Genomic DNA, 25,652 nt, shown 5'->3' with positions numbered 1-25,652 from the left:
CATGACCCCCTTCATCCGCCTCCACCCCGCCGACGACGTCCTCATCGCGCGCAGCCAGCTCGTGGGCGGCGCGCAGGCGGAGAACGTCACCGTCAAGGGTCTCATCCCGCCCGGCCACAAGTTCGCGACGCACGACATCGCCGCGGGCGAGCCGGTGCGGCGCTACAACCAGATCATCGGATTCGCGAGCAAGCCGATCGCGGCGGGCGAGCACGTGCACACGCACAACCTCGGCGTCGGCCCGAACGGCGGCGACTTCGCGCGGGACTACGCCTTCGGCGCGGACGTGAAGCCCGTGCCCGCGCGCAAGGAAGCCACCTTCATGGGCATCCCCCGCGCGGACGGCCGCGTGGCGACGCGCAACTACATCGGCATCCTCTCGAGCGTGAACTGCTCGGCGACGGCGGCTCGCGCCATCGCGGACCACTTCTCGCGGCAGACGAATCCCGGTGCGATGAAGGACTTCCCGATGGTCGACGGCGTGGTCGCGCTCACGCACGGCACGGGCTGCGGCATGGACACCGAGGGCATGGGCATGCAGATCCTCGAGCGCACGCTCGCGGGCTACGCGACGCATGCGAATTTCTGGGGCGTGCTGGTGGTCGGACTGGGCTGCGAAGCGAACCAGATCAACGCCTGGCTCGCGCATTCGAGCCTGCGCGAAGGCGACACGCTGAAGGTCTTCAACATCCAGGACACGGGCGGCACGCGCAAGACGGTCGAGAGGGGCATCGCCCTCGTCCAGGAAATGCTGCCGCGTGCCAACGACGTGAAGCGCGTGCCGTGCAGCGCGTCGCACATCACCATCGGCCTGCAATGCGGCGGCTCGGACGGTTATTCGGGCATCAGCGCGAACCCCGCGCTGGGCGCGGCGGTGGACCTGCTGGTGGCGCACGGCGGCACCGCCATCCTCTCGGAAACGCCCGAAATCTACGGAGCCGAACACCTGCTCACGCGCCGCGCCGCGAAGCGCGAAGTCGGCGAAAAACTGATCGAGCGCATCCACTGGTGGGAGCACTACACCAAGGTGAACGAAGGCGAGATGAACAACAACCCCTCGCCGGGCAACAAGGCGGGCGGCCTCACCACCATCCTCGAGAAGTCGCTGGGCGCGGTCGCCAAGGGCGGCACGACCAACCTCGAAGCGGTGTACGAATATGCCGAGCCGGTGAAGGCTCACGGCTTCGTCTACATGGACACACCGGGCTACGACCCCGTCAGCGCGACGGGGCAGGTGGCGGGCGGCGCGAACATGATCTGCTTCACGACCGGTCGCGGCTCGGCCTACGGTTGCGCGCCCTCGCCTTCCCTCAAGCTCGCCACCAACACCGCCCTGTGGCAGCGGCAGGAAGAGGACATGGATATCAACTGCGGTGAGATCATCGACGGCAAGGCGAGCATCCAGGAGATGGGGCAGCGCATCTTCGAGCTCGTGCTCGCGACGGCCTCCGGCGAAGCATCCAAGAGCGAGAAGCACGGCTACGGCCAGAACGAATTCGTGCCCTGGCAGGTCGGCGCGGTGATGTAGGGGAGCGCACATGTCCATGACCATCCAGGCGCCCGCGCTGCGGCAGAAAGTCGCCGCCGTCATCGAAGCGGCGGGCAGCAAACCCGAAGAGGCGAAGACGGTGGCCGACAACCTCGTCCTGGCCAATCTGAGCGGCCACGACTCGCACGGGGTCGGCATGCTGCCGCGATACGTGGACGCGGTGCTCGAAGGCGGCCTGAAGCCCAACTCGCACGCGAAGGTCACTCTCGACGGCGGCGCGCTGCTCGCGGTGGACGGCAAGCGCGGCTACGGCCAGGTCGTCGGCGAGCAGGCGATGGCGCTCGCGATGGCGCGCGCGAAGGAGCTCGGCAGCTGCGTGATGGCGCTCGCGCATGCGCACCACCTCGGCCGCATCGGCCACTTCGCGGAGATGGCGGTGTCGCACGGGCTCGTCGCGATCCATTTCGTGAATGTGATGTCGCGTCCCACGGTCGCCCCCTGGGGCGGTGCGGATGCGCGCTTCGGCACCAACCCCTGCTGCATCGGCATTCCGCTCAAAGGGAGGCAACCCTTCATCCTGGACTTCGCGACCAGCCGGGTGGCGCAGGGGAAGATGCGCGTCGCCCACAACGAGGGCCGGCAGGTGGAGGCGGGATTGCTGATCGACGAGCACGGCCAGCCCACGACGAATCCCGGTGTTGTGGTGGTGCCCCAATCCGCGGGATTGTTCGGCGCCTTGATGCCTTTCGGTGAGCACAAGGGCTCGGGCCTCGCGGTGGCGTGCGAGTTGCTGGGCGGCGCGCTGACAGGCGGCGGTGCGTGGCACAAGCAGCATGACGGCTCGCGCTCGGTGTACAACGGCATGTTCACGATCCTGGTCGATCCGCAGAAGCTCGGGACGCGATCGAGTTTCGAGAAAGAGGCTTTGGCTTTCGTCGATTGGATCAAGCAGAGTCCACCGGGGCCCGAGTCGGAGGGCGTGATGATTGCCGGGGAGCCGGAGCGCAAGGCACGGAAGGCTCGGGAGAAAGATGGGATCGTGGTCGATGACACGACCTGGGGGGAGATCGTTGCTTCCGGGGTCAAGGTCGGCTTCCGGGTTGCGCTGTGATCGGTAGGTTTTTTGAACGCAGAGGACGCAAAGGTTACGCAGAGGGCGCAGAGGAATACCAAAAGGAAAGACAAAGGAATTCAATTTGATTTCTGAATTCCCTTTGAATCCTTTCTGAATTTTCTCTGCGCCCTCTGCGTAGCCTTTGCGTCCTCTGCGTTCAAAGAACCTATGCAATGGGCAATCCAGGAATCGCGCGCACCACATCGTCCGCCACCGGAAATATCCGATCCCCCGCTCGTGGCTCGATGCGATGCATCCCGGTGAAGCTCCCGAAAGCAGGGAGCACGCCCACGGCGTTCTCCGGCAGCGCCCCGCTGTCGTCACCAAACCAGAAACACGGCAGCCGCAGCCGCTGGAAAGCTCTCCCGCCCACGCTGATGCACGGATGCCAGTGGCCGGCCAGGACGTAGAGGCCGGCGACGGGGCGCGGATGATGGCACAGCGCGAAGGGGCCGCTGGGCAAAGGTTCATCGACCACTTCGATACCCAGGCTCGCAGGCGGATCGCCTGCCCTGTCGTCATGATTACCGCGCACCAACGTCAGATCGATGCCGACATGCTGCTCACGCCAGCGCGAGAGTGCTGCGAGCGTCGGCGCGGCGTGCGAGCGGCGCGAGTGAAGGAAGTCGCCGAGGAACACGACCCGCTTCGCCTGTGTCGCCTCGATGGCCGACGTGAGCGCATCCAGCGTCTCCGTCGTCGTTCCCTGCGGCACCGGCACGCCGAGCTTGCGAAAGCTCACGGCCTTGCCGAAGTGGGCATCCGCGATGAGGAGGGTATGGTCGGCCGACAGCAGGGCCGCGCCGCTGGGGTGCAGGACCACGTCGGCACCCGCGACGTTGATGCGCAGCATGGCTGCGCCCTAGAGCATGCGCGCGAGGCTGGCTTCGAGGTGCTCGGACGGCGCGCGCTTGAAGCCCGATCGCGCGAAGCGCTGCAGGCGGCCCACGACGAAGGACGTGAGCATCGACGCGCGCACCTGCGCGTCCGCGCTGGGCGTGGCGGAGCCGTCGCCATCGGCGGCGCTGCGCAGGCTCTGGCGCAGCTGCGACTCGATCTTGTCGAAGAACTGGTTCATCCGCTGCTGCAGTCGCTCGTTCTCGAACACCAGCGCATCGCCGACCATCACGCGCGTCATGCCGGGGTTCTTCTCGGAGAATTGCAGGAGCATGGCCACCACCTTGGCCGCCTGCTGGTTGCCCGCGGACTCGCGTTCGCTGATCTGGTTGACCAGGGTGAAGACGCTTTGCTCGATGAACTCGATCAGGCCCTCGAACATCTGCGCCTTGCTCGCGAAATGCCGGTACAGCGCCGCCTCGCTCACGTCCAGCCGCGCGGCCAGTGCCGCGGTGGTGATGCGCTCGGCGCCCGGCTGCTCCAGCATCGTTGCCAGCGCCTCCAGGATCTGCACGCGCCGCTCGCCCGGCTTGGGGCGCTTTCGCACAGGCGCCGCGGCCTCGGGGGCGGCGGGGGACTGCGGGAGATCCGGGTTGCTGATTTGCGCGTCGGGCATGGTGCTCGTAACAGGTGTTCAAAATATTCTCGCACACCGGCTCCTAGGGTTTGTCCCGGCGCGCATTGCGCGTTGCGGGGGCGCTGCGCCAAGTGCGCGCTTACCCCGCCGGCCCCGCGAAGAGCAGCGTGACCCTCAGGCCCCGCTCCCCCAAGCCGGGTTGCAGCGCGATTTGCGCGTGGTGCGCGCGCGCGATCTCGTCCGCGATCGCGAGGCCGAGGCCGTTGCCCTCGCCCTGAGTTCCCTTCACGCGGTAGAAACGCTCGAGCACGCGCTGGCGCTCCGGGGGCGCGACGCCGGGGCCGTCGTCCTCGACTTCCAGGTACGCCGCCGCGCCGCGCATGCCGCAGCGGATGGTGATGGTGCCGCCCTCGCCCGTGTACTTCACCGCGTTGTCCACCAGGTTGGACAGCAGCTCGCGCAGCAGCCACTCATGGCCCATCACCTGCGCGGGCTGCGCATCCAGGCCCAGGTCGATCCGCTTGGCCGTCGCGGCGTCGAGGTAGGCCTCCAACATCGTTTCGCACAGGCCCTTCAGGTCGACGCGCTGCATCGGTTCGGCCTGCATGCTGCGCGCGTCCGCGCGCGACAGCGCGAGCAGCTGGTTGGCCAGCTGCGAGGTGCGCCGGGTCGCGCCGCGCAGCTTGGTGACCTGGTCGATGCGCAGGCTGATCGTGCCCTGCCCGCCGCGCGCCGCGTTCGCCGCCTGCGCCCAGGCCTCGACCTGCGCCTGCAGGCCCGCGAGCGGCGTGCGCAACTGGTGCGCGGCGTCCGCGATGAAGCGGCGCTGGCTCTCGGCCTGCGCGTTGACGAGGCCGAACAGGCGGTTGAGCGAGATGACCAGCGGCCGCACTTCCTCGGGCGACGCGCCCTCGTCGATCGCCGTGAGGTCGCGCGGCGAGCGGCGCTCCACCGCCTCGCGCAGCTCCAGCAGCGGGCGCAGCGCGCGCTCCACCGCCCAGCGCACCGCGAACGCGGCGGCCGCGATCAGGATGAGGTTGGGCAGCAGCACCTTGAAGAGGACGGAGCGCGCCCACTGCTGTCGCGGATCGGAGCCGTCGGCCAGGACGACGACGATCTCGCCGAGCACCGTCTGCTGGCGCTGCCGCACGATGCGCCAGGTGACGCCGAGGTTCTCCTCGCTGTGGAACTCGATGTCGGGGTTGGCCGGCGGCAGGCCTTCGAGCCAGCCTTCCCCGCGCAGCACCTTGCCTTCGATATCGAGGATCGCGAAGGCGCGTTCGGGTGCGCCCTTGAGGAATTCCTCCACGGCCGGCGCGAGCAGCAGGACCGGGTCGCCCTTCTTCGCGCCCTCGCCGATCACGGAGTCGGCCAGCAGCGGGACGAGCGCCTGCAGGGCCTGGTCCTGCTGCGCGGCGACGTTGTCGGCGGACCGGTAATCGAACCACGCATTGACGAGCGCGAGCAGCAACAAGGGGACGATCAGCATCACGAGGAGCCGGCGCCGCAGGCCCGAGGTCATGCCCAGCAGGTCGACCGGCCGGGCCGCGCGGCCGGCCCGAAAGCGCGGCATCACGGCCCGGCGGGCTCGCTCAGCTCGAGCCGGTAGCCGAACCCCCGGATCGAGCGCAGCGCGACGCCGTGCGGCTCGAGCTTGCCGCGCAGGCGGGAGATGTAGACCTCCACCGCGTTGGGGGTGATCTCCTTGTCCCAACCGGTCAATGCCTGCAGCAGCTTTTCCTTGCTCGCGGGCTTGGGCGCGTTCATCAGCAGGTACTCCATCACCGTCCATTCGCGCGGGCCGAGCTCGATCGGCACGTGCTGGCCCGCTCGCATGGCGGTCGCGCGGCGGTTGGCGGTGTCGAGCTCGATCGGGCCGAACGTGAGCACCGCCGTGGTCGCCGCCTGCGAGCGCCGCAGCAGGGCGCGAAGCCGCGCGAGCAACTCGGGCAGCTCGAAGGGCTTGATCATGTAGTCGTCCGCGCCGAGGTCGAGCCCCTGCACGCGGTCGTGCAGCGCGTCGCGCGCGGTGAGGATCAGCACCGGCATCGCGCGGCTGGCCATCTCGGGGCGGCGCAGCCGCTTGGTGAGCTCGAGGCCGTCCATGTGCGGCAGGCCGATGTCGATGATGGCGCCGTCGAACACTTCCGTGCGCAGCACCTCCTCGGCGCGTTCCCCGCTGCCCACCCAGTCGACCGCGTAGCCGGCATCGGACAGCCCCAGCTTGATGCCGCTGGCCACCATCACGTCGTCTTCGACCAGCAAGAGCCTCATGCCCCTATTGTGTACCGGCGGCGCGGCGAAAGACCTCGCCGTCCGAACGCACCGCGAGGTAGCCGGCGTCCTGGCCGTCCAGCCAGTCGAGCGCCTCCTGCTGCTTGAGCAGGGCGACGGTGCACAGTGCGCCTGCCGCCGTCGTGTTGGGCGCCCACACGGAAATCGACTGCCAGCCCTGCACGGGCCAGCCGGTGCGCGGTTCGAGCACGTGGCAGTAGCGGCGGCCGCCCTGCTCGAAATAGCGTTCGTAGTCGCCGCTGGTGGCCACGCCGCCGCGCAGCACGGGAATCGTCGCGAGCGGGCCGGGTGGGCCGGGGCGGGGCCGGGCGATGGCCACCTGCCAGGGCTGGCCAGCGGCATCCGGCAATCCGTGCGGGCCGGCGACGTGCACGTCGCCGCCGAGGTTGACCAGCGCGTGCGCCATGCCGCGTGCGTGAAGGATTCCCGCCGCGCGGTCGGCCGCGTATTCCTTGCCGAATCCCCCGAAGTCGAGCTCCATGCCCGGCAGGGGAAGCCGGACGCTCGCCGCGCCGCGTTCGACGAGGTCCCAGCCGACGAGGGGCAGCAGGGCATCGAGTTCCCCGGCGCGCGGCAGCCGCGCCTGCGCGAAATTCCAGGCCCGGCGCAGCACGCCGGACGTCGCGTCGAACAGGCCGCCGCTCGTCTCCCAGAGCGTGCCTGCGAAGTCCAGCAGCGAAGACGTTTCCGCATCGATGTCCACCGCCCGCGCGCCGGCGGCGGCGTTGATGCGCGAGAGCACACTGCCCGGCAGGTAGCGCGAGTACTTCGCCTCGATGCGCCGCACTTCGTCGATGGCAGCGGCCGCCGCCGCGCGCATCGCCGGCTCGTCCCGGCCTTCGATCACCAGTTCGCACGGCGACGCCATGGCGGTGAAGTCGAAGCGCAGCGCTCGCCAGGCGGGCATGCCGGTCCGCTAGAACTTGCGCGACCAGCCGAGTTGCACGAAGGTCGCGCGCATCGGGTCGAGGTACGGGCTGCCGCCGCCCGGCTTGTAGTGCGCCGCCTGGCGCAATACGTCCACCCGGGCATCCATCACCTGGCCGTTGCCGAAGTCGTAAGCCGCCTTCAGCGACACCGTCACGGCGCCGAATGCCGCGAGGCGCTGGTCTGCGGAACGGTAGCCCGTGAGGCTGCCTGCGTAGATGCGCGTGGCGAGGGAATCGGGGATCCCCGACGCATTCACCACCGGGTCGAAATAGAACGAGGCCGCGCTTTGCATGTGCCACCGCAGGCCCGGCGTGAAGGTCCATGCGCCCACGGGCTGCGCCCACTCGGCCGACAGCGTGCTGGCGCGGATGCCGAAGCTGTCGCGCCAATGGCGCCAGCTCGTGCGCAGCGTGGCATCGGGGCCGTCGACGAAGTGGTTCCATCGAAAGAACGCGATGCTCGCGCGGCGCGCGCCGGGCCGGTCGTCGAAGAGTTTGTAGGGATCGCTGTAGTAGCCCGAGTCCAGGGAACGTGTGAGCTGCACCTGGACGAGGTCGCGGGCGGTGAGAACTTGCGTCGCGCCCAGCAGCAGCTCGTGCGTTTCCCGGTGCTCGCCGATCGCGCTGCCGCCCGTCGCGGAGGCGTCGATGCGGTCGCGCGAATGGCCGAGGCCCACCGTCCAGGTGCGGTTGTTGTCCTCGCTGGACCAGCGCGCCTCCAGGCTTTGCGCGCGCGAGACATAGTCGTTCTCGCCCGAATAGGCGATGCCCGCGGAAATCGCGGCGCGGTGGAAGTAGCGCGTCACCTTCACGTCGGCCGCGCGGCGCACGTCGCTCATGTAGGGCGTGGCGGTGCTGACCGTCGTGTGCATGCGGGGCGTCGCGCCCGACACGCTGTCGACCACCGCCGACCCTTCGACCGCCCAGGCGCCCGCGAACGGGAGCGAGAGGAAGACCTGCGGCGAGTGCACGCGCACCCGATCCCAACCCGGCTGCGCATCGCGGTACCAGCCGTACTTCAGCGCGATGGTGGCCTGCTCTGGCGGCTCCTCCGCGCGGACCGCGGAGACCGCGGCGAGACCGGGCAGCAGCAGGCTCGCGGCGAGGACGCGTCCGCGCTCAGTTGCAGCCACACCCGCCCCCGCCCACCGCGCCGCCGCCGCTCGCCGCTTCCTTGCTGGTGTAGACGTGCTGGGTGAAGCGCGCATCGAGCGGGTCCGCGTCGAAACGCATCCCGGGCCTCGCGAGGTCGCCCTTTTCCCATGCCTGCACCTGGCCCCAGCCTGCGCATCCCGACAGGACAGCGCAAGCGCAAACGACGGCGGCAGCCATGCCGATGCGCGCGTGCTTCATGGGGGCGGCAGCGACTGGCGGATTTTCTGTTCGCGTGCCGCGCGTTCGTCGTCCGAGAACCCCGAATGGATTTCGAGCACGCGGCCGTCGGGGCCGACCAGCACCGAGGTCGGCATGGCCTTCACGCCGTATTGGCGCGGCACTTCGCCCGCGGCATCGAAGGCGAGCGTGAAGCCGGCGGGAATGCGTTCGAGGAACCTGTCGGCGTCGGTCGCTCTCCTGTCCACATTGACGCCGACGATGCGCAGGCCCCTGTCCCTGTATCGCGCCTGCATCTCGTTCATCCACGGGAAGGACTGCTTGCACGGGCCGCACCACGACGCCCAGAAATCGACCAGGACCAGCTTGCCTTGCAGGTCGGCCAGGCGCACCGTGCCCGCGGGGCCCTGCAAGGTGAAATCGGGCGCCGGATCGCCGCGGTCCAGCGCGAAGGCCGCCACGGGCGCGAGCAACGCGACCGCACCTGCAAGCACCCAGCGCCGCACCCGGCGGGTTGTCCGGTGCTGGGGCACGGCTTGCATGGCGGGCGGCTCAGTGCGAGCGGATCATGGTCCCGTAGGCCTGGTCGGTGAGGATCTCGAGCAGCATCGCGTGCGGCACGCGGCCGTCGATGATGTGCACCGCGTTCACACCGGCCTTGGCTGCGTCGAGGGCGCCGCTGATCTTGGGAAGCATGCCCCCTGAGATCGTGCCGTCGGCGAAGAGTTCATCGATTTCGCGGGAGGTGAGGTCGGTGAGCAGCTGGCCGTTCTTGTCCAGCACGCCGGGCGTGTTGGTGAGCAGCACCAGCTTTTCCGCGGACAGCACGGTGGCGAGCTTGCTCGCGACGACGTCGGCGTTGATGTTGTAGCTCTCGTTGTTCTCGCCGAAGCCGATCGGGCTGATGACGGGGATGAACTGGTCGTCCTGGAGCGCCATCACCACCGAGGGATCGATCGTGACGATGTCCCCGACCTGGCCGACGTCGTGCTCCTTGTTCGGGTCCTTGTTGTCCAGCAGCTTCAACTTGCGCGCGCGGATCAGCCCGCCGTCGCGGCCGGTCAGGCCCACGGCTTTTCCACCGGCCTGGTTGATGAGGCCCACGATGTCCTGCTGCACCTCGCCGGCGAGCACCCACTCGACGACTTCCATGGTCTCGGCGTCGGTGACGCGCATGCCCTGGATGAACTCGCCCTTCTTGCCCAGCCGGTTGAGCGCCTGCTCGATCTGCGGGCCGCCGCCGTGCACGACGACGGGATTCATGCCCACCAGCTTGAGCAGGACGACGTCTTCCGCGAAGTCGGCCTGCAACTCGGGATCGGTCATCGCGTTGCCGCCGTACTTGATGACCATGGTCTTGCCATGGAACCGGCGGATGTACGGCAGCGCCTGGGCCAGGATTTCAGCCTTGTCGCGCGGCGCGATGTTGGAGACGTCGGTCATGGGTTGGGGTACTTTCTGCGGAAGCGCAAATTGTGCATGAATGACGGGCCCGTGGACTGGTCGGCTTTTTGAACGCAGAGAACGCAAAGGGTGCGCAGAGGACGCAAAAAGAAACAGCCAAGAAAAGTACAAAGGGAATTTCAATTCATTGGCTGTCAGATGCCATTTGGTATTTCCTCTGCGTCCTCTGCGCACCCTTTGCGTTCTCTGCGTTCCAAAAACCCGGCCGCGCTCCCAATCACCTTCGCAACCAGCTGGGCACCTTGAACCGGATGATGCTCGTGTACGCCCAAACATAGGACACGACGAAGAGCGCGCTGAAGGCCATCAGCCATCCGGTGTGATTCCAGAACATCACCGCCGGCAGCACCGTGAGCAGCGCGAAACCCCACAGGTAGGGGGAAGTGCGGTTGTTGCGCATCAGCATGCGGCGGGCCTCGTCGTCGTGGAACACGCCGCGCACGATGCGCCGGTAGATGAGCTGGTGGAAATGCAGGGCGTCCGCGACGCCGGGGGACTGGCCCCGCACCGCCTTGCGGTAGATGGAGAACATCGTCTCCCATACCGGGTAGATCAGGAGAAGGATCGGGAACCAGGGCGACACCTCCCCATGGCGCATCACGAGCTGGATGCTCGCGATCGCGATGACGACGCCCCAGAGATAGGCGCCGCCGTCCCCCGCGAAGATGAGGCCGCGCGGATAGTTCCAGACCAGGAAGCCCGCCGTCGCCCCGGCCAGCACCAGCACCATCGCGGCGAGCTGCCGGTCGCCCACCTGCAGCGAGACATACGCCAGCGCGAAGCAGCAGACGAGCGCGACGATCCCGGCCAGGCCGTTGTACCCGTCGATCAGGTTGAAGGCGTGCGGCAACCCGCTCACCGCGAACACCGCCAGCGCGACCCCGATCCACGGGTAGGCGGACCACAGCGCATCCACCGGCGCCACGCCCAGGCGGGGCACCCACAGCTTGAGCAGCCATACGGCGAGCACCGCCGCGCCCACGGTGAGCAGCAGGCGATAGCGCGCAGGCAGCCGCTGCGTGAGGTCTTCGTAGGCGCCGGCGGCCACCGCCAGGGTGACGACGATCCAGAGCGCCACGGCCATGAGCGGGTCGATGCGGATCTGGTTGCCGAGGTTCAGCTGCTGCGACAGCACCATCCAGCACCATCCCACCGTGCAGGCGACGAGCATTCCCACACCGCCCAGGCGGGGAACATGGCCTGCGTGGAAGCGTTGCGGCATGGAGTTGGCGTAGCGCCGCGAGTGGCCACGCCCATAGCGCAGCAGCAACGCAGTTGCCACGAAAGCGCTCGCGCAGCAAAGAAACAGGAGGAAAAGCATGCCGCGGATTGTCGCGGTTTTTGAATTGCGCCCCGGGGGGCTAGCTTGCGGCGGCGGTGACGTAGCGCCAGAGGACCTGCCCCGACCAGAGGCGGAACAGGCTATAGAGGTGCCAGAAGAACTGCTTGCCCGGCAGGCGGCTGCGGCGCATCGCCTGGTGCACCACGGCGGCGTCGGCGCGGCGGATGGCCAGGCCGTCCAGCCGCAGGCGCAGGCAGAAGTCGGTGTCCTCGCAATACATGAAGAAGCGCTCGTCGAAACCGCCCATCTGGCGGTAGACCGCGGAAGGCACGAGCCAGAACGCGGCGCTCACCCAGTCCACGCGCCGCTGCGGCCTGCGCAGCAGGTGCCGCCGCAGCAGGGCGACCGGTGTCACGGCCTCACGCTCGTTGTCCTGGCGCGTGCCGTCCGGGTTGAGGAGCGTGGGATAGGACAGGCCCGCGTTGGGCCGCCCGGCCTGGTCGACCAGCGCTTTCCAGATCGCGGAGCCGGGCAATTCCACGTCGGGGTTCAGCACGCAATAGAAGTCGGAGCTGCAATGCTGGAAGGCGCGGTTGTGGTTGGCGCCGAAGCCCGCGGGCTGGGCGTTGAAGACCTCGGTCACGCGGAAGGGCCAGCCGCCCACCGGCGGCTGCAGCGGCTCGCCGTCGATGTTGTGCGTGACGACGACGTGCTCGATCCAGCCCCCGTGCACTTCGCACAGGCGATGCACCAGGAAGGTGACCATGGGCCCGTGGCCGTGGCTCACGACCGAAATCGTGATGCGCGGTGCGGCCTCGGAACCGGCGCCGGGGAGCGCATTTACAATCGGGGCGGCCAAGTAGGACTTTTCGCAACAGGGAAAACACATGATTCTAGTGACCGGCGGCTGCGGCTTCATCGGTTCGGCTTTCATCCTGGGCTGGCTGGACGGTTCGGACGAACCTGTCGTCAACCTCGATCTGCTGACTTACGCGGGCCATCCGGGCAATCTCCAGGGCGTTGCCGGCAACCCGCGCTACCACTTCGTGCACGGCGACATCGGCGACCAGGAACTGCTGGGCAGGCTCCTGGAAACCCACCAACCCCGGGCGATCGTCAACTTCGCAGCGGAAAGCCACGTGGACCGCTCGATTTCCGGGCCCATGGCCTTCGCGCAGACCAACGTGGTCGGCACCCTGAAGATGCTGGAAACGGTCAACGCCTGGTGGCGCGACCGGCCCGCGCGGGAAAAGTCCGATTTCCGGTTCCTGCACGTCTCCACGGATGAGGTGTTCGGCTCGCTCGCGCCCGACGCGGCCGCATTCTCCGAATCCCACCGCTACGAGCCCAACAGCCCCTACTCGGCCTCCAAGGCGGCGTCGGACCACTTCGTCCGCGCCTGGCACCACACGTTCGGCCTGCCCACGCTCACGACCAACTGCTCGAACAACTACGGCCCGCGGCAGTTTCCCGAAAAACTCATCCCCCTGATCATCCACAACGCCCTGCTCGGCAAGCCGCTGCCGGTCTATGGCGACGGCCTGCAGGTGCGCGACTGGCTGCACGTGGACGACCACTGCTCCGCATTGCGCGCCGTGCTGGAGCGCGGCCGCCCCGGCGAAAGCTACAACATCGGCGGGCGCTCCGAGCGCACCAACCTCGAAGTCGTGCGTGCGATCTGCAGCGCACTGGACGCGCTGCGCCCCCGCGCGGATGGCGCGCCCTATGCCCAGCTCGTGACACACGTCAAGGACCGTCCGGGCCACGACCGGCGCTACGCGATCGACGACAGCAAGATCGCCGGCGAGCTCGGCTGGAAGCCGGCGGTCGGGTTCGAAGCCGGCATCCGGGGCACCGTGGAGTGGTACCTTGGCCACCAGGACTGGGTGGATTCCGTGACCAGCGGCGCCTACCGCGAATGGGTGGGGCAGCAGTACGCGGCCCTCGCCCCCGCGGCATGAAGATCCTGCTGCTCGGGGCCAATGGCCAGGTCGGCTGGCAGCTTCGGCGCAGCCTCTCCGTCATCGGTGAAGTCACCGCCCTCGCGCGGGGCACCGAGCCCCTGTCGGGCGACTTGTCCCGGCCCGACGCGCTGGCGCGCACCGTGCAGGCGGTGGGTCCGGACGTCATCGTCAATGCCGCCGCCTATACCGCGGTCGACAAGGCGGAGACCGAACGCGAGGCCGCGTTCGCGATCAACGCCACGGCTTGCGAGGTGCTGGCCGCACAGGCCGAGCGCATCGGCGCCTGGTTGGTGCACTACTCGACCGACTACGTGTTCGACGGGACGGGAGAACGCCCCTGGACCGAGGACGACGCCACCGGCCCCATCAACGCGTACGGCGAGAGCAAGCTGGCGGGAGAGCACGCCGTCACCGCCGGCACGAAGCGCCACCTCATCCTGCGCACGAGCTGGGTGTTCGACACCTGGGGGCAGAACTTCCTCAAGTCGATCCTGCGCGCCGCGGCGCAGCGCGACAGCCTCAATGTCGTCGCGGACCAGTGGGGCGCACCGACGCGCGCGGCGCTGATCGCGGACGTCACGGCGCACCTGCTCTCCCGCCTGCGGCCGGAGGCGCCCGGCGTCTACCACCTGGCTGCTGCCGGACAGACGTCCTGGCACGGGTACGCGCGGCTCGCGGTGGCACATGCGGCCGAATGCGGCATGGCGCTCAAGACGTCGGCGGACCGGGTCCTTCCGATCCCTGCATCGCAATACCCGGTGGCCGCGGCCCGGCCCGGCAATTCGCGCCTGGACACCACCCGGCTGCGCCGCACCTTCGGCCTGGACCTCCCGCCCTGGGAGGACGGCGTGCGCAGCGTCGTCGCCGAACTCGCGGCGTTTTCCCCCAAACCATGAGTCCTTCCGCCATGTCTCCCTACACCAGCGCCCGCAAGGGAATCATCCTCGCCGGCGGGGCCGGCACGCGCCTGCACCCGGCGACCATCGCCATTTCCAAGCAGCTGCTGCCCGTCTACGACAAGCCGATGATCTATTACCCGCTGGCCGCGCTGATGCTTGCCGGCATCCGCGAAGTACTGATCATCAGCACGCCGCAGGACACCCCGCGCTTCGAGCAGCTGCTGGGCGACGGCAGCGCCTGGGGCATGCAGATCCAGTACGCGGTGCAGCCGCGCCCCGAAGGACTCGCGCAGGCCTTCATCATCGGCCGCGAGTTCCTGGGCGGCGCGCCGAGCGCGCTGGTGCTGGGCGACAACATCTTCTACGGGCACGACCTCGTGAAGCTGCTGCACGACGCCGACACGCAGAACGACGGCGCCACGGTTTTCGCCTATCACGTGAAGGATCCGGAACGCTACGGGGTGGTGGAATTCGACGCGCAGGGCAAGGCCCTGTCCATCGAGGAGAAGCCCCGGCAGCCGAAAAGCCGCTTCGCCGTCACGGGGCTGTATTTTTACGACCCCGAGGTGTGTGAAATCGCAGCCCGTGTAACACCTTCCCCGCGCGGGGAACTGGAAATCACCAGCGTGAATCAAGCGTACCTCGAGCGTGGCAAGCTCAACGTCCAGACCATGGGACGCGGATTTGCCTGGCTCGACACCGGAACCCACGAAAGCATGCTGGAAGCTACCCAATTCATTCACACGCTGGAACAGCGGCAGGGCCTGAAGGTCGCGTGCCCGGAAGAAATCTCCTGGCGCAACGGCTGGATCGACCGCGAGCGGCTGCTCGCGCTCGCCGAACCGCTCGCCAAGAGCACCTACGGCGTGTACCTGCAGAACGTGGCGCGGGGCACGGCGTGAGCCTGAAAGCGACCGCCACGCGACTGCCGGAAGTCGTGATCCTGGAGCCTCGCGTGTTCGGGGACGAGCGCGGCTTCTTCATGGAAAGCTTCAACGCCGCATCCTTCCAGGAGGCCACCGGCGTCGCCCTGCCCTTCGTGCAGGACAACCATTCGCGCTCCGCGCACGGCGTGCTGCGCGGGCTCCACTACCAGATCCGCAATCCCCAGGGCAAGCTCGTGCGCGTGACGAGCGGCCGCGTTTTCGACGTGGCCGTCGACATGCGCCGCTCCTCCCCCCGCGTGGGCCAGTGGGTCGGTGTGGAACTCTCCGCCGACAACAAGCGCCAGCTCTGGGTGCCGCCGGGCTTCGCGCACGGTTTCGTCGTGCTGTCGGACAGCGCGGACTTCCTCTACAAGACCACCGACTACTACGCGCCCCAGCACGAGCGCGCGCTCGCATGGAACGACCCCCACGTGAACGTGGAGTGGCCGCTGTCCGAGTTGCGCCAGGCGCCCGCGCTGTCCGCCAAGGACGCCGCGGCCGCGCGCTGGGACAGCGCCGAATTCTTCGACTGACGTTGCCATGCCGAACAGCCAGACGGTGATCGCCTATCCCTACACCGGGGACTATCGCATCGACGTGCTGCTCGACAGCCTGTCCGAGCGCTGGAACTTCCAGTCCGCCCTGGGCACGCCCGTCAACGTGACCTTCAGCTTCATGACGGCCAAGCCCGTCTACGGCGGCACCGACGACGGCGACGGCGACGTCGGCTTCCAGCCTTTCTCGGCGCAGCAGATGGCCGCGGTGCGCGACATCTTCGCGCGCCTGCAGGTCGAGCTGAACATCCACTTCACCGAGGTCCCCGACTCCTCGTTCAGCTACGGCCAGATCCGCTTCGGCAACAACTACCAGCAGTCGTCGGCGGGCTACACCTGGCTGCCCAACAGCACGGACAGCGCGCTGAGCGGCGACGTCTGGATGGACCTGGGCAGCAGCGGCACGACCAACCCGGTGGTGGGGAGCTATGCGTACGCCACGCTCGTCCACGAGATCGGGCACGCGCTCGGGTTGAAGCACCCGGGCAACTACAACGCGGGTTCCGGAACGAGCCAGGAGCCGGGCAACTACCTCGGAACGCTGGAGGACAACGTCGGCTACACCGTGATGTCGTACAACGACGTGCCCGGCGGCCAGCAGCGCGACTGGTTCGGCGTCTACGACCTGCTCGCCCTGAAGAAGCTGTATGGCGCCGGCACGCTGGGCGCCGGCAACACGACGTACAGCTACAGCGACGCCGCGGGGACCATGCTGGAGATCATCGACGACGCATCCGGCTACGACACGCTGGACCTGTCCGGCGTCACGCAATCGGGCGTCACGGTGGATATGCGCCCCGGCGCGTTCAGCTCGGTGGGACGCAACTCCAGCGTCGCGGCTTCGAACAACCTGTCCATCGACTTCACCACGACGATCGAGAAATTCATCGGCACGAGCCACGACGACCATGTCACCGGCAACGACGCGAACAACGCCTTCCTGCTCGGCAACGGCGCGAACACGGCCGATGGGGGCGCGGGCATCGACACGGCGCTGTACACGTCGGCACGCGCAGGATTTTCGGTGGCGGGCTCCGCCGGGTCGGTGCATGTCGGCGCAAGCGGCATCGACGACACCCTGAGCCATGTGGAGCGCGTGGAATTCGCGGACCGGAAACTGGCGTTCGACATCCCGGGCAACGCCGGCGTGGTCGCCGAGGTGATCGGCGCGGTGTTCGGCGCGGCCGTGCTCGCGCAGCGTCCGGACTACGTGACGATCGGCCTGTCGCTCATCGATGCCGGCATGGGCATCGTCGACGCATCGCAGGTCGCACTGGACGCGCGCCTGGGCGCCGCGCATACCAACATCGACGTCGTCAATTTGCTCTACACGAATGTGGCAGGCACCGCCCCGTCCGCCTCGGACCTCGCGTCCTTCGACGCACCCCTGGAAAGCGGCGCGCAGACGCAGGCGCAGCTCGCGGTCTTCGCGGCGGAGCACGCGCTCAACGCGAGCAACATCAACCTGGTGGGGCTGGCCCACGACGGCCTGGCCTACGCCTGATCAGGCCGCGGGCATCGGTGGCTGGGCGGGCAGGTAAGGCAGCCCCGTCAGCACCAGCGCGGCAAACCCGATGTTGGAAGCGTTGAGGTCCGTCAGCGCGGCGTAGCCCGCCAACCCCACCTGCGAGATATCGTGCTGGTCGAGCAAAGCGACGAAGTGCGCACGAACCTCGGGCGAGGGCGCGGCTCCCGTGACATTCGTGTAGAGCAGGTCCACCACCGCCGCATTCCCCGCCCCCGCGCCCAGGCGTACATCGAGCGCGAGCTGCATGAGGTCCGCCTCGCCCATTCCCGCATCCAGCCGCACGAGGCCCTGCCCCGCGCTCGCGGCGTCGCCGGCCGCCCAGGGACCGAACACCGCACCGAGGATGCGCGCGACGACACCGGCGTTTCCGGAGAGGTCGAACGCGAGGTTGCCGTCCGTGAATTGCAGGCGCTCGATCGACGCCAGCCGGTCCGTGCCGTCGCGACCGCCCTGGTTGTCGTGGACCACGAGGGAGCCGCCGTCCGGGCCGATCGAGTACGCGGAGCGCCAGACACTGAAGCGCGCGAGGTCGAGGCCATCGCCGCCGTCCAGCGTGTCGTCGCCCCCCGAGCCCACCAGGGTGTCGTCGCCGGCATTGGCGGTGAAGAGGTTGTCGTTGCCGTCGCCGAGCAGGAAGTCCGCGCCCGTCGTGCCGGTAATCGCCGACTGGGGATGGGCAGGCAGCAGGCTGTCGTTGGCGGCCATGGCCTGCTGCAGCCAGTCGAGGGTGCCGGAACCGAAGACACCCGCATAGGTCGATGCGCTGTTGTTCGACGTGCCGCTGGACAACACGCCGGCCACATAGGAGACCCCCTCGCGCGTATAGACCAGGGGTCCGCCGGAGGCGCCCGCGCCGAGCGAGCCCGATACGTCGTAGGTTCCGTAGCTTGTCGACGCATCGGCAAACATCGCCTGCTGCATCAGGCCCAGGCCCGCGCTGATGGGAGGCCGTGCCGGATACCCCGCGGCGATCCCGGTGAAGTCCGCCGGCACCGCGATGGGTTGCAGCCACCCAGCCGCGTCGCCGATGCGCTGGCGCAGGCCGATGACGGCCATGTCGCCCTGCGCCTCGGCCTGCGTGATGAGCCCGTCGCCATCGAAGTCCCAGTTGGCGGCGCGGCCCGAGAGCGAGCCGAAGTCGGAGATCACGCCGTAAGGCGTGTCGTAGGGCGAGGTGTCCGCGCCGGGGGCGACGCTCACCTGCGTCGCCCAGCCGCCGTGGCTGCCCTGGTAGACCATGTGCAGCGCGGTGAGCACGTCGTTCGGGCCCACCAGCACGCCGGAGCCGCGCTGGGAGGCGCCGTCCGGAAACACCACCGTGACGTAGCACACCGCGCTGTAAGGCAGGCTCGTGCGGTCGAAGACCTCCTGGATCGCCGAGGTCACATCACGGCTTCAGCCAACCATTCACTTCGGCGATGGCGGTGGCGTCGGCCTGGCCCACGAGCGCGCGCAGGCGCACGTGCGACGCCATGTACTGGTAACGCGCCTGGGCGAGGTCGCGCATCGCGGTGACGCGCTGCTGCTCGGAGTTGAGGATGTCCACCAGCGTGCGGCTGCCGCCCTGGTAGGACCGGCGGTTCGACTCCACCGTGATTTCGGCGGACCGCACCGCCTGCTCGAGCGCGCGGATCTGCGCCACGCCTTCGGTCACACCGCGGTATTCCTTTTCCACGCGCAGGTTCAGGTCGCGGCGCGTGGCTTCGAGCGCCTGTTCGGCGCGCTCCAGGTCGGCCAGCGCCTGGCGCACCTGCGAATTGACGTAGCCGCCGGCGAAGATCGGCACGTTCAGCTGCACGCCGATGGAGCGGTTGTCGTATCTGGAATTGATGCGAGTCACGTTGTCGCTGTCGCTGACGGACCACTGCGCGACCGCGTCCAGGGTGGGCAGGTGGCCGGTTCGCGCCTTGTCCACTTCGCGCTGCGAGGCGACGCGCTGCGCGCGCAGCGACACGAGCTCGGGGCTGTTCGCTTCGGCGCGGTCGATCCAGTCTTCCAGGCGCCCTGCGGACGCGCTTGCGATGTCCAGCTTCGCCGGGTCCACCGTCGCGAGCTTCGTCACCGGCACATTGACGATGACCTGCAGCTGCCGGCGCGTGTACTCGACGTTCTGCTGCGCGACCAGCTTCTGCGCGATGGCCATGTCGAGGCGCGCCTGCGCGTCGTCGACGTCGGTGCGAACGCCCGCGCCACCCGCGAACAGGCGCCTGGCCGCGGAGAGCTGCGTGCTGTAGGCGGTCTCCTGGACGAGCGCAAGGGCGTACTGGTCCTGCGCGAGCAACGCTTCCAGGAAGGCGCCCGAGACGCGTGTCGCGAGGTTTTGCGTTTCACGTTCGAGCTGCGCATTCGCATCGGCCACCTGCGCCTTGGCTTGCTGGTAGTCGAGCGCCTGGAACGGGCGGAAGATGGGCTGGCGGATCGTGAGCGCGCGGCTGCTGCTGCCGTAGAAAGTCTCGGAATCGACAGGGCCGGTCAGGCCCGGCTGCGAGCTGAGCAGGTCGTTGCGGTTCTTCGAATAGGTGGCCGACACGTTGGGCAGCAGCTGGGACAAGGCCTGCGGCAGGCGCTCCCGCTTCACGTCGGCAGTGGCGCGTGCCGCGCGGATCACCGCGTCCTGCGCCAACGCCGCCTCGTAGGCCTGCGAGAGGGTCATGCCTCCCGTCACCTGTTGCACCACGGGCAGCGCAGGCACGGCGGCCTGTGCGGGCGCTTGCGCGAATGCGCTCGCCCAGGGGCCTGCCACGACCAGGCTGGCCGCAGCGATGCGCGTGAGGCAAAGCGCGCCGAGCGCGGGACTCTTCGTTGTTGTATCCGACATGTGATCAATCCTCTTTCATCGCACCGGCCATGCGCTTGGTAAGTGGGTGCAGCAGGTAAGCCAGCATGGAACGCTCGCCGGTCTTGAGCACCACGTCGACGGGCATGCCGGGTTGCAAGGTGCGGTTGCCCAGTGTCTTGTATCCGGCCGGCGTCACCTGCACCCGCGCCAGATAATAAGGATTGTTGCCCTGCGAATCGGTGAGCAGGTCCCCCGAGACCGAAATCACCTTGCCTTCCACGATCAGTTGCGGCGAACTGGCGAAGTTGGTGAAGCGGATGTCCACGGGCAAGCCCGGCCGCACGCGCTCGATCACGTTCGGCGGCACCTTGGTCTCCAGCGTCAGCAACTCGTTGTCGGGCACGATGTCGGCGAGCTTCTGGCCGGCCTGGATCACGCCGCCCACGGTCTGAGCGACGATCCCCAGGACCTGGCCCGTGGCAGGCGACTTGATATCCGTGCGGCCGAGTTCGTCGGCGAATGCGCGGAACTTCTGCTCGTCGGACAGCACGTCGCGGTTGGCGTCGGACAGCTGGGACTCGACGTCCTTGCGGTAGGCCTGCTGCATCGAGATGACCTTCTGGCGCAGCTCGGAGATCGCGCTTTGCGTGCGCATGATGTTGCCCAGCATCTCGGCGATCGAGGTGTTGGCGTCGGCGACCATGCGCTCGAGCTCGAGCTGGCGGTTGCGCGGCGCGTAGCCGTCGCGCACGAGGTCCCGCGTGCTGGCCAGCTCCTCGTTGACGAGCTTCAGCTGTTCGCGGCGGCTGACGATCATGTTCTGGTAGGACGCCAGCAGCGCCTGCTGGCCCGCGATGCTTTCCTTGGCGCCCTGCAAGTCGGCCTCGATCGAGGCGCGGCGCGAACGGAACAGCTGCTCCTGCGTGGAGATCTGCGCCTGGATGAGCGGGTCCTTGCTGGCCGCGATCAGGTCGGGGTGCAGGGTCATGCTGGGCGCACCCGTCTGCTCGGCCACCAGCCGCGCCTGGGTGGCGCGCAGGCCCAGGTAGTGCTGGCGGATGGATTCGAAGTTCGCGCGCGCGGCGGCCTCGTCGAGGCGGAACAGCACCTGGCCTTCCTTGACCCGCTCGCCCTCGTGCGCGAGGACTTCCTTCACGATGCCGCCCGTGGGGTGCTGCACCGCCTTGCGCTTCGTATCGATGGAGACCATGCCCTGGCTGGGCACGCCTTCGTCCAGCGGCGCGAGGACGGCCCAGATCAGGAAGCCGCCGAGCCCGAGGCCCAGCGCCCACATGCCCACGCGCGCAGCCTTGCTGGATTCCGTCGCGGCATCGAAGTCGTCTTCCTGCGCTTCGACGCGGGCAGGGGTGGCCTCGTCGGGCAGGAGCTTGTTGGAGAAGAATTTCGGGAGTGCAGGTTTGGCCATGTCAACGCTCTGTGGTCAGGTGTTCGGTCGGGAATCCGGCATCACGCCGGTTGGGGCGCGTCGAGCGCTGGGTTCGCCGGCTGCTTGCGCTCGGCGACGCCGCGCAGCGCGGCGATGACGGCATCGCGCGGGCCGTCGGCCCGGATTTCGCCGTCTTGCAGGTACAGGATGCGATCGGCGGCCGCCACCGCGCCCGCGCGGTGCGTGATGAGGAATACGGTGCGGCCCTTCGCCTTGAGCTGGCCGATGGCCTTGACGAGGGCGGCCTCGCCGGCGTCGTCCAGATTCGCATTGGGTTCGTCCAGCACGATGAGCGCCGGGTTGCCGTAGATGGCCCGCGCCAGTCCGATCCGCTGGCGCTGGCCCCCGGACAGCAGGCTGCCGGCTTCGCCGATGGGCGTGTCGTAGCCCTTGGGAAAGCGCAGGATCATCTCGTGCAGGCCCGCGCCGCGTGCCGCGTCGATGACCTTCGTGGAGTCCATCTCGCCGAACCGGGAGATGTTCTCGCCGATGGTGCCCTCGAAGAGCTCGATGTCCTGCGGCAGGTAGCCGATGTGCGGGCCGAGCTCCATGCGGTTCCAGCCGGAGATCGGCAGGCCGTCGATGAGGACTTCTCCGGCCACGTCCGGCCAGATGCCCACCATCACGCGCGCGAGCGTGGATTTGCCGGAGCCTGAAGGTCCGAGGATGGCGGTGACGGTGCCCGGCTTCGCGGTGAAGCTCACCCGCTTGAGGATCGGCTGCGCCCGGCCGGGAGCGCTGGCAACGACATCGCGCAGCACGAGCTCCCCTTGGGGTGCCACTCGCGAGAGATTGGGGTCGCGCTCGGGGTAATCGGCCAGCAGTTGTTCCAGACGCTCGAACGCGGCGCGCGTGACGATGTAGCTGCGCCACACGCCGACCAGCCCGTCGATCGGGGCCAGCGCGCGGGACATCAGCAGGTTGGCCGCGATCATCGCCCCGGGCGAGAGCTGGCCCTCGATCACCAGCAGCGCGCCGGTGGCGAGCGACAGCGACTGCTGGCTGTAGCGGATGAACTTGCTCCATGCCATGACGCGCGAGTTCACGTTCTGCGAGATGCCGTTGTACTTGAGGTAGACGTTCTGCCAGAGGCGCCAGCGCTTGCGCAGGTCGCCCAGCATGCCCATGGACTCGATCACTTCCGCGTTGCGCAGCTTGCTTTGCAGGTAGGCATTGACGTCGGAGGACGCCTTGGACGCGACTTCCGACGGTTCCACGGTCTGGCGGTGGCCGAACCACGCGAGGGCGGCCTGGAAAATCGCGAAGACGGTCGCCACGATACCCAGCACGGGGTGCAGGAAGTACGTCACCGCGATGTAGATCGGCGCCCACGGCGCATCGAAGAAAGCGAAGATGCCCGAACCCGTGATGAACTGGCGCAGGGTGATCAAGTCGTTGAACGCGCGGGAGGGGCTCGCGCTGGCCTGGCTCAGGTAGGACTCGAAGCTGGCGTTGAAGACGCGCGTGCTCAGGTGCTCGTCGAACCGGACACCGGCGCGCACCAGGATGCGCGAGCGCGTCCAGTCCGAGAAGGCCATGACCACGAACAGGAACAGCGTGATCAGCGAGATCGCGAGCAGGGTGAGCTCGCTGCCGCTTCGCATCACGCGGTCGTAGATCTGCATCATGTAGAGCGTGGGCGCGAGCATCAGCAGGTTGGCAACCAGGCTGAAGATGCCGACGACGAGGAATTCGCGCCGGAACGCCCACAGGGCGGACGTCAATTCGCTGCGCTTGAAGAAATCAGGGGTATTCATCGTTCTTGTTCCTTCGCCAGGGCTCAAGGCGCCGGGACGAGTTGGTTGCCCGCCGGCGCGCTGCGCTGCTGCGCCGCCTGCTGCGCCTGTTGCGCGGCCTTGGCGAGCGCGGCGAGCACGTCGTCGCGGGGCCCGAAGGCATGCACCTGGCCGTCGCGCAGCACGAGCATCTTGTCGGCGACGGACAGCACGCTCGTGCGGTGCGTCATCACCACGAAGGTGGTGCCGCGCGACTTCAGCTGCTGGATGGCGGAGGACAGCGCGGCGTCGCCGGCCTCGTCCAGGCTCGAGTTGGGTTCATCCAGCACCACGAAGACCGGATCGCCGTAGATGGCGCGCGCGAGTCCCACGCGCTGCCGCTGGCCGCCCGACAACATCGCGCCTTCGCGGCCCACCGGGCTCTCGTATCCTTGCGGCAGTTCCATGATGAATTCGTGCAGGCCCACGGCCTTCGCGGCGGCTTCGACCTTGGCCATGTCGACCTCGCCGAAACGCGCGATGTTCTCGGCCAGCGTGCCGTCGAAGAGCTCGATGCCCTGCGGCAGGTAGCCGAGATACGGGCCGAGTTCAGCCTTGTCCCACGAATAGATGTCCACGCCGTCCAGCCGAACCTTGCCGGCGGCGGTGGGCCAGAGCCCCACCAGCACCCGGGCCAGGGAAGTCTTCCCGGAAGCCGAAGGACCCACCACGACCAGGACTTCTGCGGGTTGGATCGCGAAGGCCACATTACGCAGGATGGCCGTGGGGCTGCCCGGTGCGCCGGCCACCACGCTTTCCGCCTGCACGGCGCCCTTGGGCGGCGGCAGCGGCATCGCACGTCCCTTGGGAGGCACGGATGCGAGGAGCTGGTCGAGACGGCCCCACGAATCGCGAACTCCGACGACGCTGCGCCACTGCGCGACGATCATGACGAGCGGTGCGAGCATGCGGCCACCCAGAAGGGAAGCGATGATCAGCATGGAGCCTCCGCCGTTCAGGTCATGGTTGAGCGCCAGGTAGGCCGCCAGCCCGAGCAGCAGGGAACTCATCGTCGTCTGCATGAATTTGGTGATGGCTTGATAGCCACCCGCCTTGTCGGAAGCTCCCGCCTGGAGCGTCAGGAATTCCCGCTGCTTGTCGATCCAGCGCTTGTGGATGTCGCGCTGCATGCCCATGGATTCGATCACTTGCGCATTGCGCAGCGTCCCGTCCGCATATTGCTGCGCCTGCACGGCGCTGCGGCCCGCCGCCACCAGCGGCGGCTGCGTCGCGCGCTCGTTCATGATTCCCACTCCGACCTGCACGATCGCCGCGGCCACCGCCACCCAACCGAGCACCGGGCTGATCGCGTAGAGCAGGATCATGTAAACCAGCGCCATGGGCGCTTCCATGATGGCGAAGACGACGGCGGAGCCGAGGAAGTCGCGCAGCACCCGGAAGTCGGACATGAGTTGCGCCGTTCCGCCGGGTTGGCGGCGCAGGTTGGCAGTGAAGACCGCCGTGAAAATCCTGTCGCCGAGCTCGCGGTCGAGCGCAAGTCCGGCGCCGTGCAGAATCTTCGAGCGCGACCACTCGAGCAGTTCCATCACCGCATAGCAGCCGAGCACGAGGACCAACAGCATGGCGAGCGTGAGATGGTTGCGCGTACTCACGACCCGGTCGTACACCTCCAGCATGAAGCCGGTGGGCGCGAGCACCAGCAGGCTCGCAACGAAGCTGTACCAGAAGGCCCGTACGAAATAGGGACGCAGCAGGACGAGCGCCTGCTTCAATTCGGGAGACTGGGGGGAGATGATCATGCGGAGGCCTCTACCTGGACATAGGCGGGGATGGCGCCGCGCGCGCGCAATGCGGCGACAGGCTTGGCGGGTGCGTCTTCGTCACGCACTTCCGCGAAATTGAACATGAGCTCGAACACGCCGTCGGCGCGGCGGGACAGCACGACGTCGCGCAGCTTGCGCTCGTGCACCATGTGCTCCTCGTCGCTCGTGAGCTGCAGCGCGCAGCGCATGCGCCCCTGCAGCGTGTAGAGGGAGAGGGTTCCGCCCTTCACGCTCATGGTGTGGCGGTCGAAATAGACGGGGCTGTTTTCGGAAAATCGCAACAGCGGCAAGCGCTTGCCTTCCAGCTTGGCATGGTGGAACGGGCTGTCCGGGTGCTGGAACACCATGCGCCCGGTGAGCGAGACGGAATAGATGGCGTTGCAGATCATCTGGGAGCCCATCTCGGGGAACTTGTCCCGCAGCGACCGGTAGGCCAGGTGGTGGAGCGTGACCCGGTTCCAGCACCGCTGGTCCTGCACCAGGGGCGCCAGCGAATTGCAGGCCTGGGAGAACGACGCCTGCAGTTCGCGCAAGCGCGCCGCCTGCTCGGGCGATGCATTCAGGACGACACAGAGTGAGCTGTTCATATAGGAGGATTGTAGCTCACTCCTATATGA

The 25,652-nt window shown here is 68.1% G+C and carries 24 protein-coding genes; 7 read left to right on the top strand and 17 right to left on the bottom strand.

The features are described from left to right. Window position 1: 1 nt before the first annotated feature. Together I5803_RS17475 and I5803_RS17470 are read left to right on the top strand one after the other, a co-directional pair. Window positions 2-1,528, top strand: coding sequence for a UxaA family hydrolase (locus tag I5803_RS17475; protein WP_196987596.1), 1,527 nt, complete (start codon window positions 2-4; stop codon window positions 1,526-1,528). A 10-nt stretch (window positions 1,529-1,538) separates the two neighbouring features. Further along, on the top strand, window positions 1,539-2,600 hold the full coding sequence (locus I5803_RS17470) for a malate/lactate/ureidoglycolate dehydrogenase (RefSeq protein ID WP_196987595.1): 1,062 nt from the start codon (window positions 1,539-1,541) through the stop codon (window positions 2,598-2,600). Between the two features lie 169 nt (window positions 2,601-2,769). On the opposite strand, the gene pdeM is transcribed toward I5803_RS17470, so the two are convergent. The 11 genes from pdeM to I5803_RS17415 all read right to left on the bottom strand — a co-directional run bounded on the left by pdeM (window position 2,770) and on the right by I5803_RS17415 (window position 12,166). Continuing rightward, window positions 2,770-3,456, bottom strand: a complete 687-nt coding sequence (gene pdeM, locus I5803_RS17465) for a ligase-associated DNA damage response endonuclease PdeM (protein WP_196987594.1) — start codon at window positions 3,454-3,456, stop codon at window positions 2,770-2,772. A 9-nt stretch (window positions 3,457-3,465) separates the two neighbouring features. Continuing rightward, window positions 3,466-4,116, bottom strand: a complete 651-nt coding sequence (gene slmA, locus I5803_RS17460; RefSeq protein ID WP_196987593.1) for a nucleoid occlusion factor SlmA — start codon at window positions 4,114-4,116, stop codon at window positions 3,466-3,468. A gap of 100 nt (window positions 4,117-4,216) precedes the next feature. Next, entirely contained in the window at window positions 4,217-5,599 is a 1,383-nt protein-coding gene (locus I5803_RS17455; protein ID WP_196988605.1) for an ATP-binding protein, read from the bottom strand. 50 nt (window positions 5,600-5,649) lie between these two features. After that, entirely contained in the window at window positions 5,650-6,351 is a 702-nt protein-coding gene (locus I5803_RS17450) for a response regulator (protein WP_196987592.1), read from the bottom strand. A 4-nt stretch (window positions 6,352-6,355) separates the two neighbouring features. Then, a complete protein-coding gene (locus tag I5803_RS17445) occupies window positions 6,356-7,279 on the bottom strand; it encodes an FAD:protein FMN transferase (RefSeq protein WP_196987591.1) in 924 nt (307 codons plus the stop codon). Window positions 7,280-7,288: 9 nt separating this feature from the next. Next, window positions 7,289-8,434 (bottom strand): DUF3570 domain-containing protein, encoded by a 1,146-nt coding sequence (locus I5803_RS17440; protein ID WP_354001683.1) that lies wholly within the window; start codon window positions 8,432-8,434, stop codon window positions 7,289-7,291. Continuing rightward, the gene (locus I5803_RS17435) at window positions 8,421-8,654 is read right to left on the bottom strand and encodes a DUF4266 domain-containing protein (protein ID WP_231402448.1); all 234 of its coding nucleotides are present in this window, start codon (window positions 8,652-8,654) and stop codon (window positions 8,421-8,423) included. The genes I5803_RS17440 and I5803_RS17435 overlap by 14 nt, the downstream gene beginning before the upstream one ends. Next, on the bottom strand, window positions 8,651-9,175 hold the full coding sequence (locus I5803_RS17430; protein ID WP_196987589.1) for a TlpA family protein disulfide reductase: 525 nt from the start codon (window positions 9,173-9,175) through the stop codon (window positions 8,651-8,653). Before I5803_RS17430 ends, I5803_RS17435 begins: the two co-directional genes overlap by 4 nt. Window positions 9,176-9,185: 10 nt before the next feature. After that, a complete protein-coding gene (argB, locus tag I5803_RS17425; protein ID WP_196987588.1) occupies window positions 9,186-10,076 on the bottom strand; it encodes an acetylglutamate kinase in 891 nt (296 codons plus the stop codon). A 238-nt stretch (window positions 10,077-10,314) separates the two neighbouring features. After that, window positions 10,315-11,418 carry an MraY family glycosyltransferase gene (locus I5803_RS17420; RefSeq protein ID WP_196987587.1) on the bottom strand — a complete coding sequence of 368 codons (1,104 nt, stop codon included), beginning with the start codon at window positions 11,416-11,418 and terminating at the stop codon, window positions 10,315-10,317. A 40-nt stretch (window positions 11,419-11,458) separates the two neighbouring features. Further along, window positions 11,459-12,166: a glycosyltransferase family protein gene (locus I5803_RS17415; RefSeq protein WP_196987586.1), complete on the bottom strand. Its 708-nt coding sequence runs from the start codon at window positions 12,164-12,166 to the stop codon at window positions 11,459-11,461. Window positions 12,167-12,266: 100 nt separating this feature from the next. Between I5803_RS17415 and rfbB the strand changes: the two genes are divergently transcribed. From rfbB to I5803_RS17390, 5 genes are read left to right on the top strand one after another with little or no spacing between them, the layout of a single operon-like run. After that, complete coding sequence (rfbB, locus tag I5803_RS17410; protein ID WP_196987585.1) at window positions 12,267-13,340, top strand: dTDP-glucose 4,6-dehydratase; 1,074 nt, start codon at window positions 12,267-12,269, stop codon at window positions 13,338-13,340. Beyond that, window positions 13,337-14,239: a dTDP-4-dehydrorhamnose reductase gene (rfbD, locus tag I5803_RS17405; RefSeq protein ID WP_196987584.1), complete on the top strand. Its 903-nt coding sequence runs from the start codon at window positions 13,337-13,339 to the stop codon at window positions 14,237-14,239. Before rfbB ends, rfbD begins: the two co-directional genes overlap by 4 nt. Window positions 14,240-14,250: 11 nt before the next feature. Further along, entirely contained in the window at window positions 14,251-15,144 is an 894-nt protein-coding gene (gene rfbA, locus I5803_RS17400; RefSeq protein WP_196987583.1) for a glucose-1-phosphate thymidylyltransferase RfbA, read from the top strand. Continuing rightward, window positions 15,141-15,701 carry a dTDP-4-dehydrorhamnose 3,5-epimerase gene (rfbC, locus tag I5803_RS17395; RefSeq protein WP_435520859.1) on the top strand — a complete coding sequence of 187 codons (561 nt, stop codon included), beginning with the start codon at window positions 15,141-15,143 and terminating at the stop codon, window positions 15,699-15,701. The genes rfbA and rfbC overlap by 4 nt, the downstream gene beginning before the upstream one ends. Window positions 15,702-15,708: 7 nt before the next feature. Continuing rightward, the gene (locus tag I5803_RS17390; protein WP_196987582.1) at window positions 15,709-17,226 is read left to right on the top strand and encodes a M10 family metallopeptidase C-terminal domain-containing protein; all 1,518 of its coding nucleotides are present in this window, start codon (window positions 15,709-15,711) and stop codon (window positions 17,224-17,226) included. Here the strand turns inward: I5803_RS17390 and I5803_RS17385 are convergent, their stop codons facing one another. Genes I5803_RS17385 through I5803_RS17360 form a run of 6 tightly spaced genes read right to left on the bottom strand, consistent with a single transcriptional unit; the run spans window position 17,227 to window position 25,622 of the window. Continuing rightward, window positions 17,227-18,636, bottom strand: a complete 1,410-nt coding sequence (locus I5803_RS17385) for a trypsin-like serine peptidase (protein ID WP_196987581.1) — start codon at window positions 18,634-18,636, stop codon at window positions 17,227-17,229. Between the two features lies 1 nt (window position 18,637). Continuing rightward, window positions 18,638-20,068: a TolC family outer membrane protein gene (locus I5803_RS17380; RefSeq protein ID WP_196987580.1), complete on the bottom strand. Its 1,431-nt coding sequence runs from the start codon at window positions 20,066-20,068 to the stop codon at window positions 18,638-18,640. 4 nt (window positions 20,069-20,072) lie between these two features. Then, window positions 20,073-21,455, bottom strand: coding sequence for an HlyD family type I secretion periplasmic adaptor subunit (locus tag I5803_RS17375; protein ID WP_196987579.1), 1,383 nt, complete (start codon window positions 21,453-21,455; stop codon window positions 20,073-20,075). Between the two features lie 41 nt (window positions 21,456-21,496). Next, complete coding sequence (locus I5803_RS17370) at window positions 21,497-23,233, bottom strand: type I secretion system permease/ATPase (RefSeq protein ID WP_196987578.1); 1,737 nt, start codon at window positions 23,231-23,233, stop codon at window positions 21,497-21,499. Window positions 23,234-23,256: 23 nt separating this feature from the next. Next, window positions 23,257-25,011, bottom strand: coding sequence for a type I secretion system permease/ATPase (locus I5803_RS17365; RefSeq protein WP_196987577.1), 1,755 nt, complete (start codon window positions 25,009-25,011; stop codon window positions 23,257-23,259). Next, on the bottom strand, window positions 25,008-25,622 hold the full coding sequence (locus I5803_RS17360) for a hypothetical protein (RefSeq protein WP_196987576.1): 615 nt from the start codon (window positions 25,620-25,622) through the stop codon (window positions 25,008-25,010). Before I5803_RS17360 ends, I5803_RS17365 begins: the two co-directional genes overlap by 4 nt. Between the last annotated feature and the right edge of the window lie 30 nt (window positions 25,623-25,652).

Source organism: Caenimonas aquaedulcis (assembly GCF_015831345.1).
GTDB classification, from domain to species: Bacteria; Pseudomonadota; Gammaproteobacteria; order Burkholderiales; family Burkholderiaceae_C; genus Ramlibacter; species Ramlibacter aquaedulcis.
The sequence above is the reverse complement of the archived record's forward strand: the minus strand, read 5'-3'. Positions and strand labels throughout refer to the sequence as shown.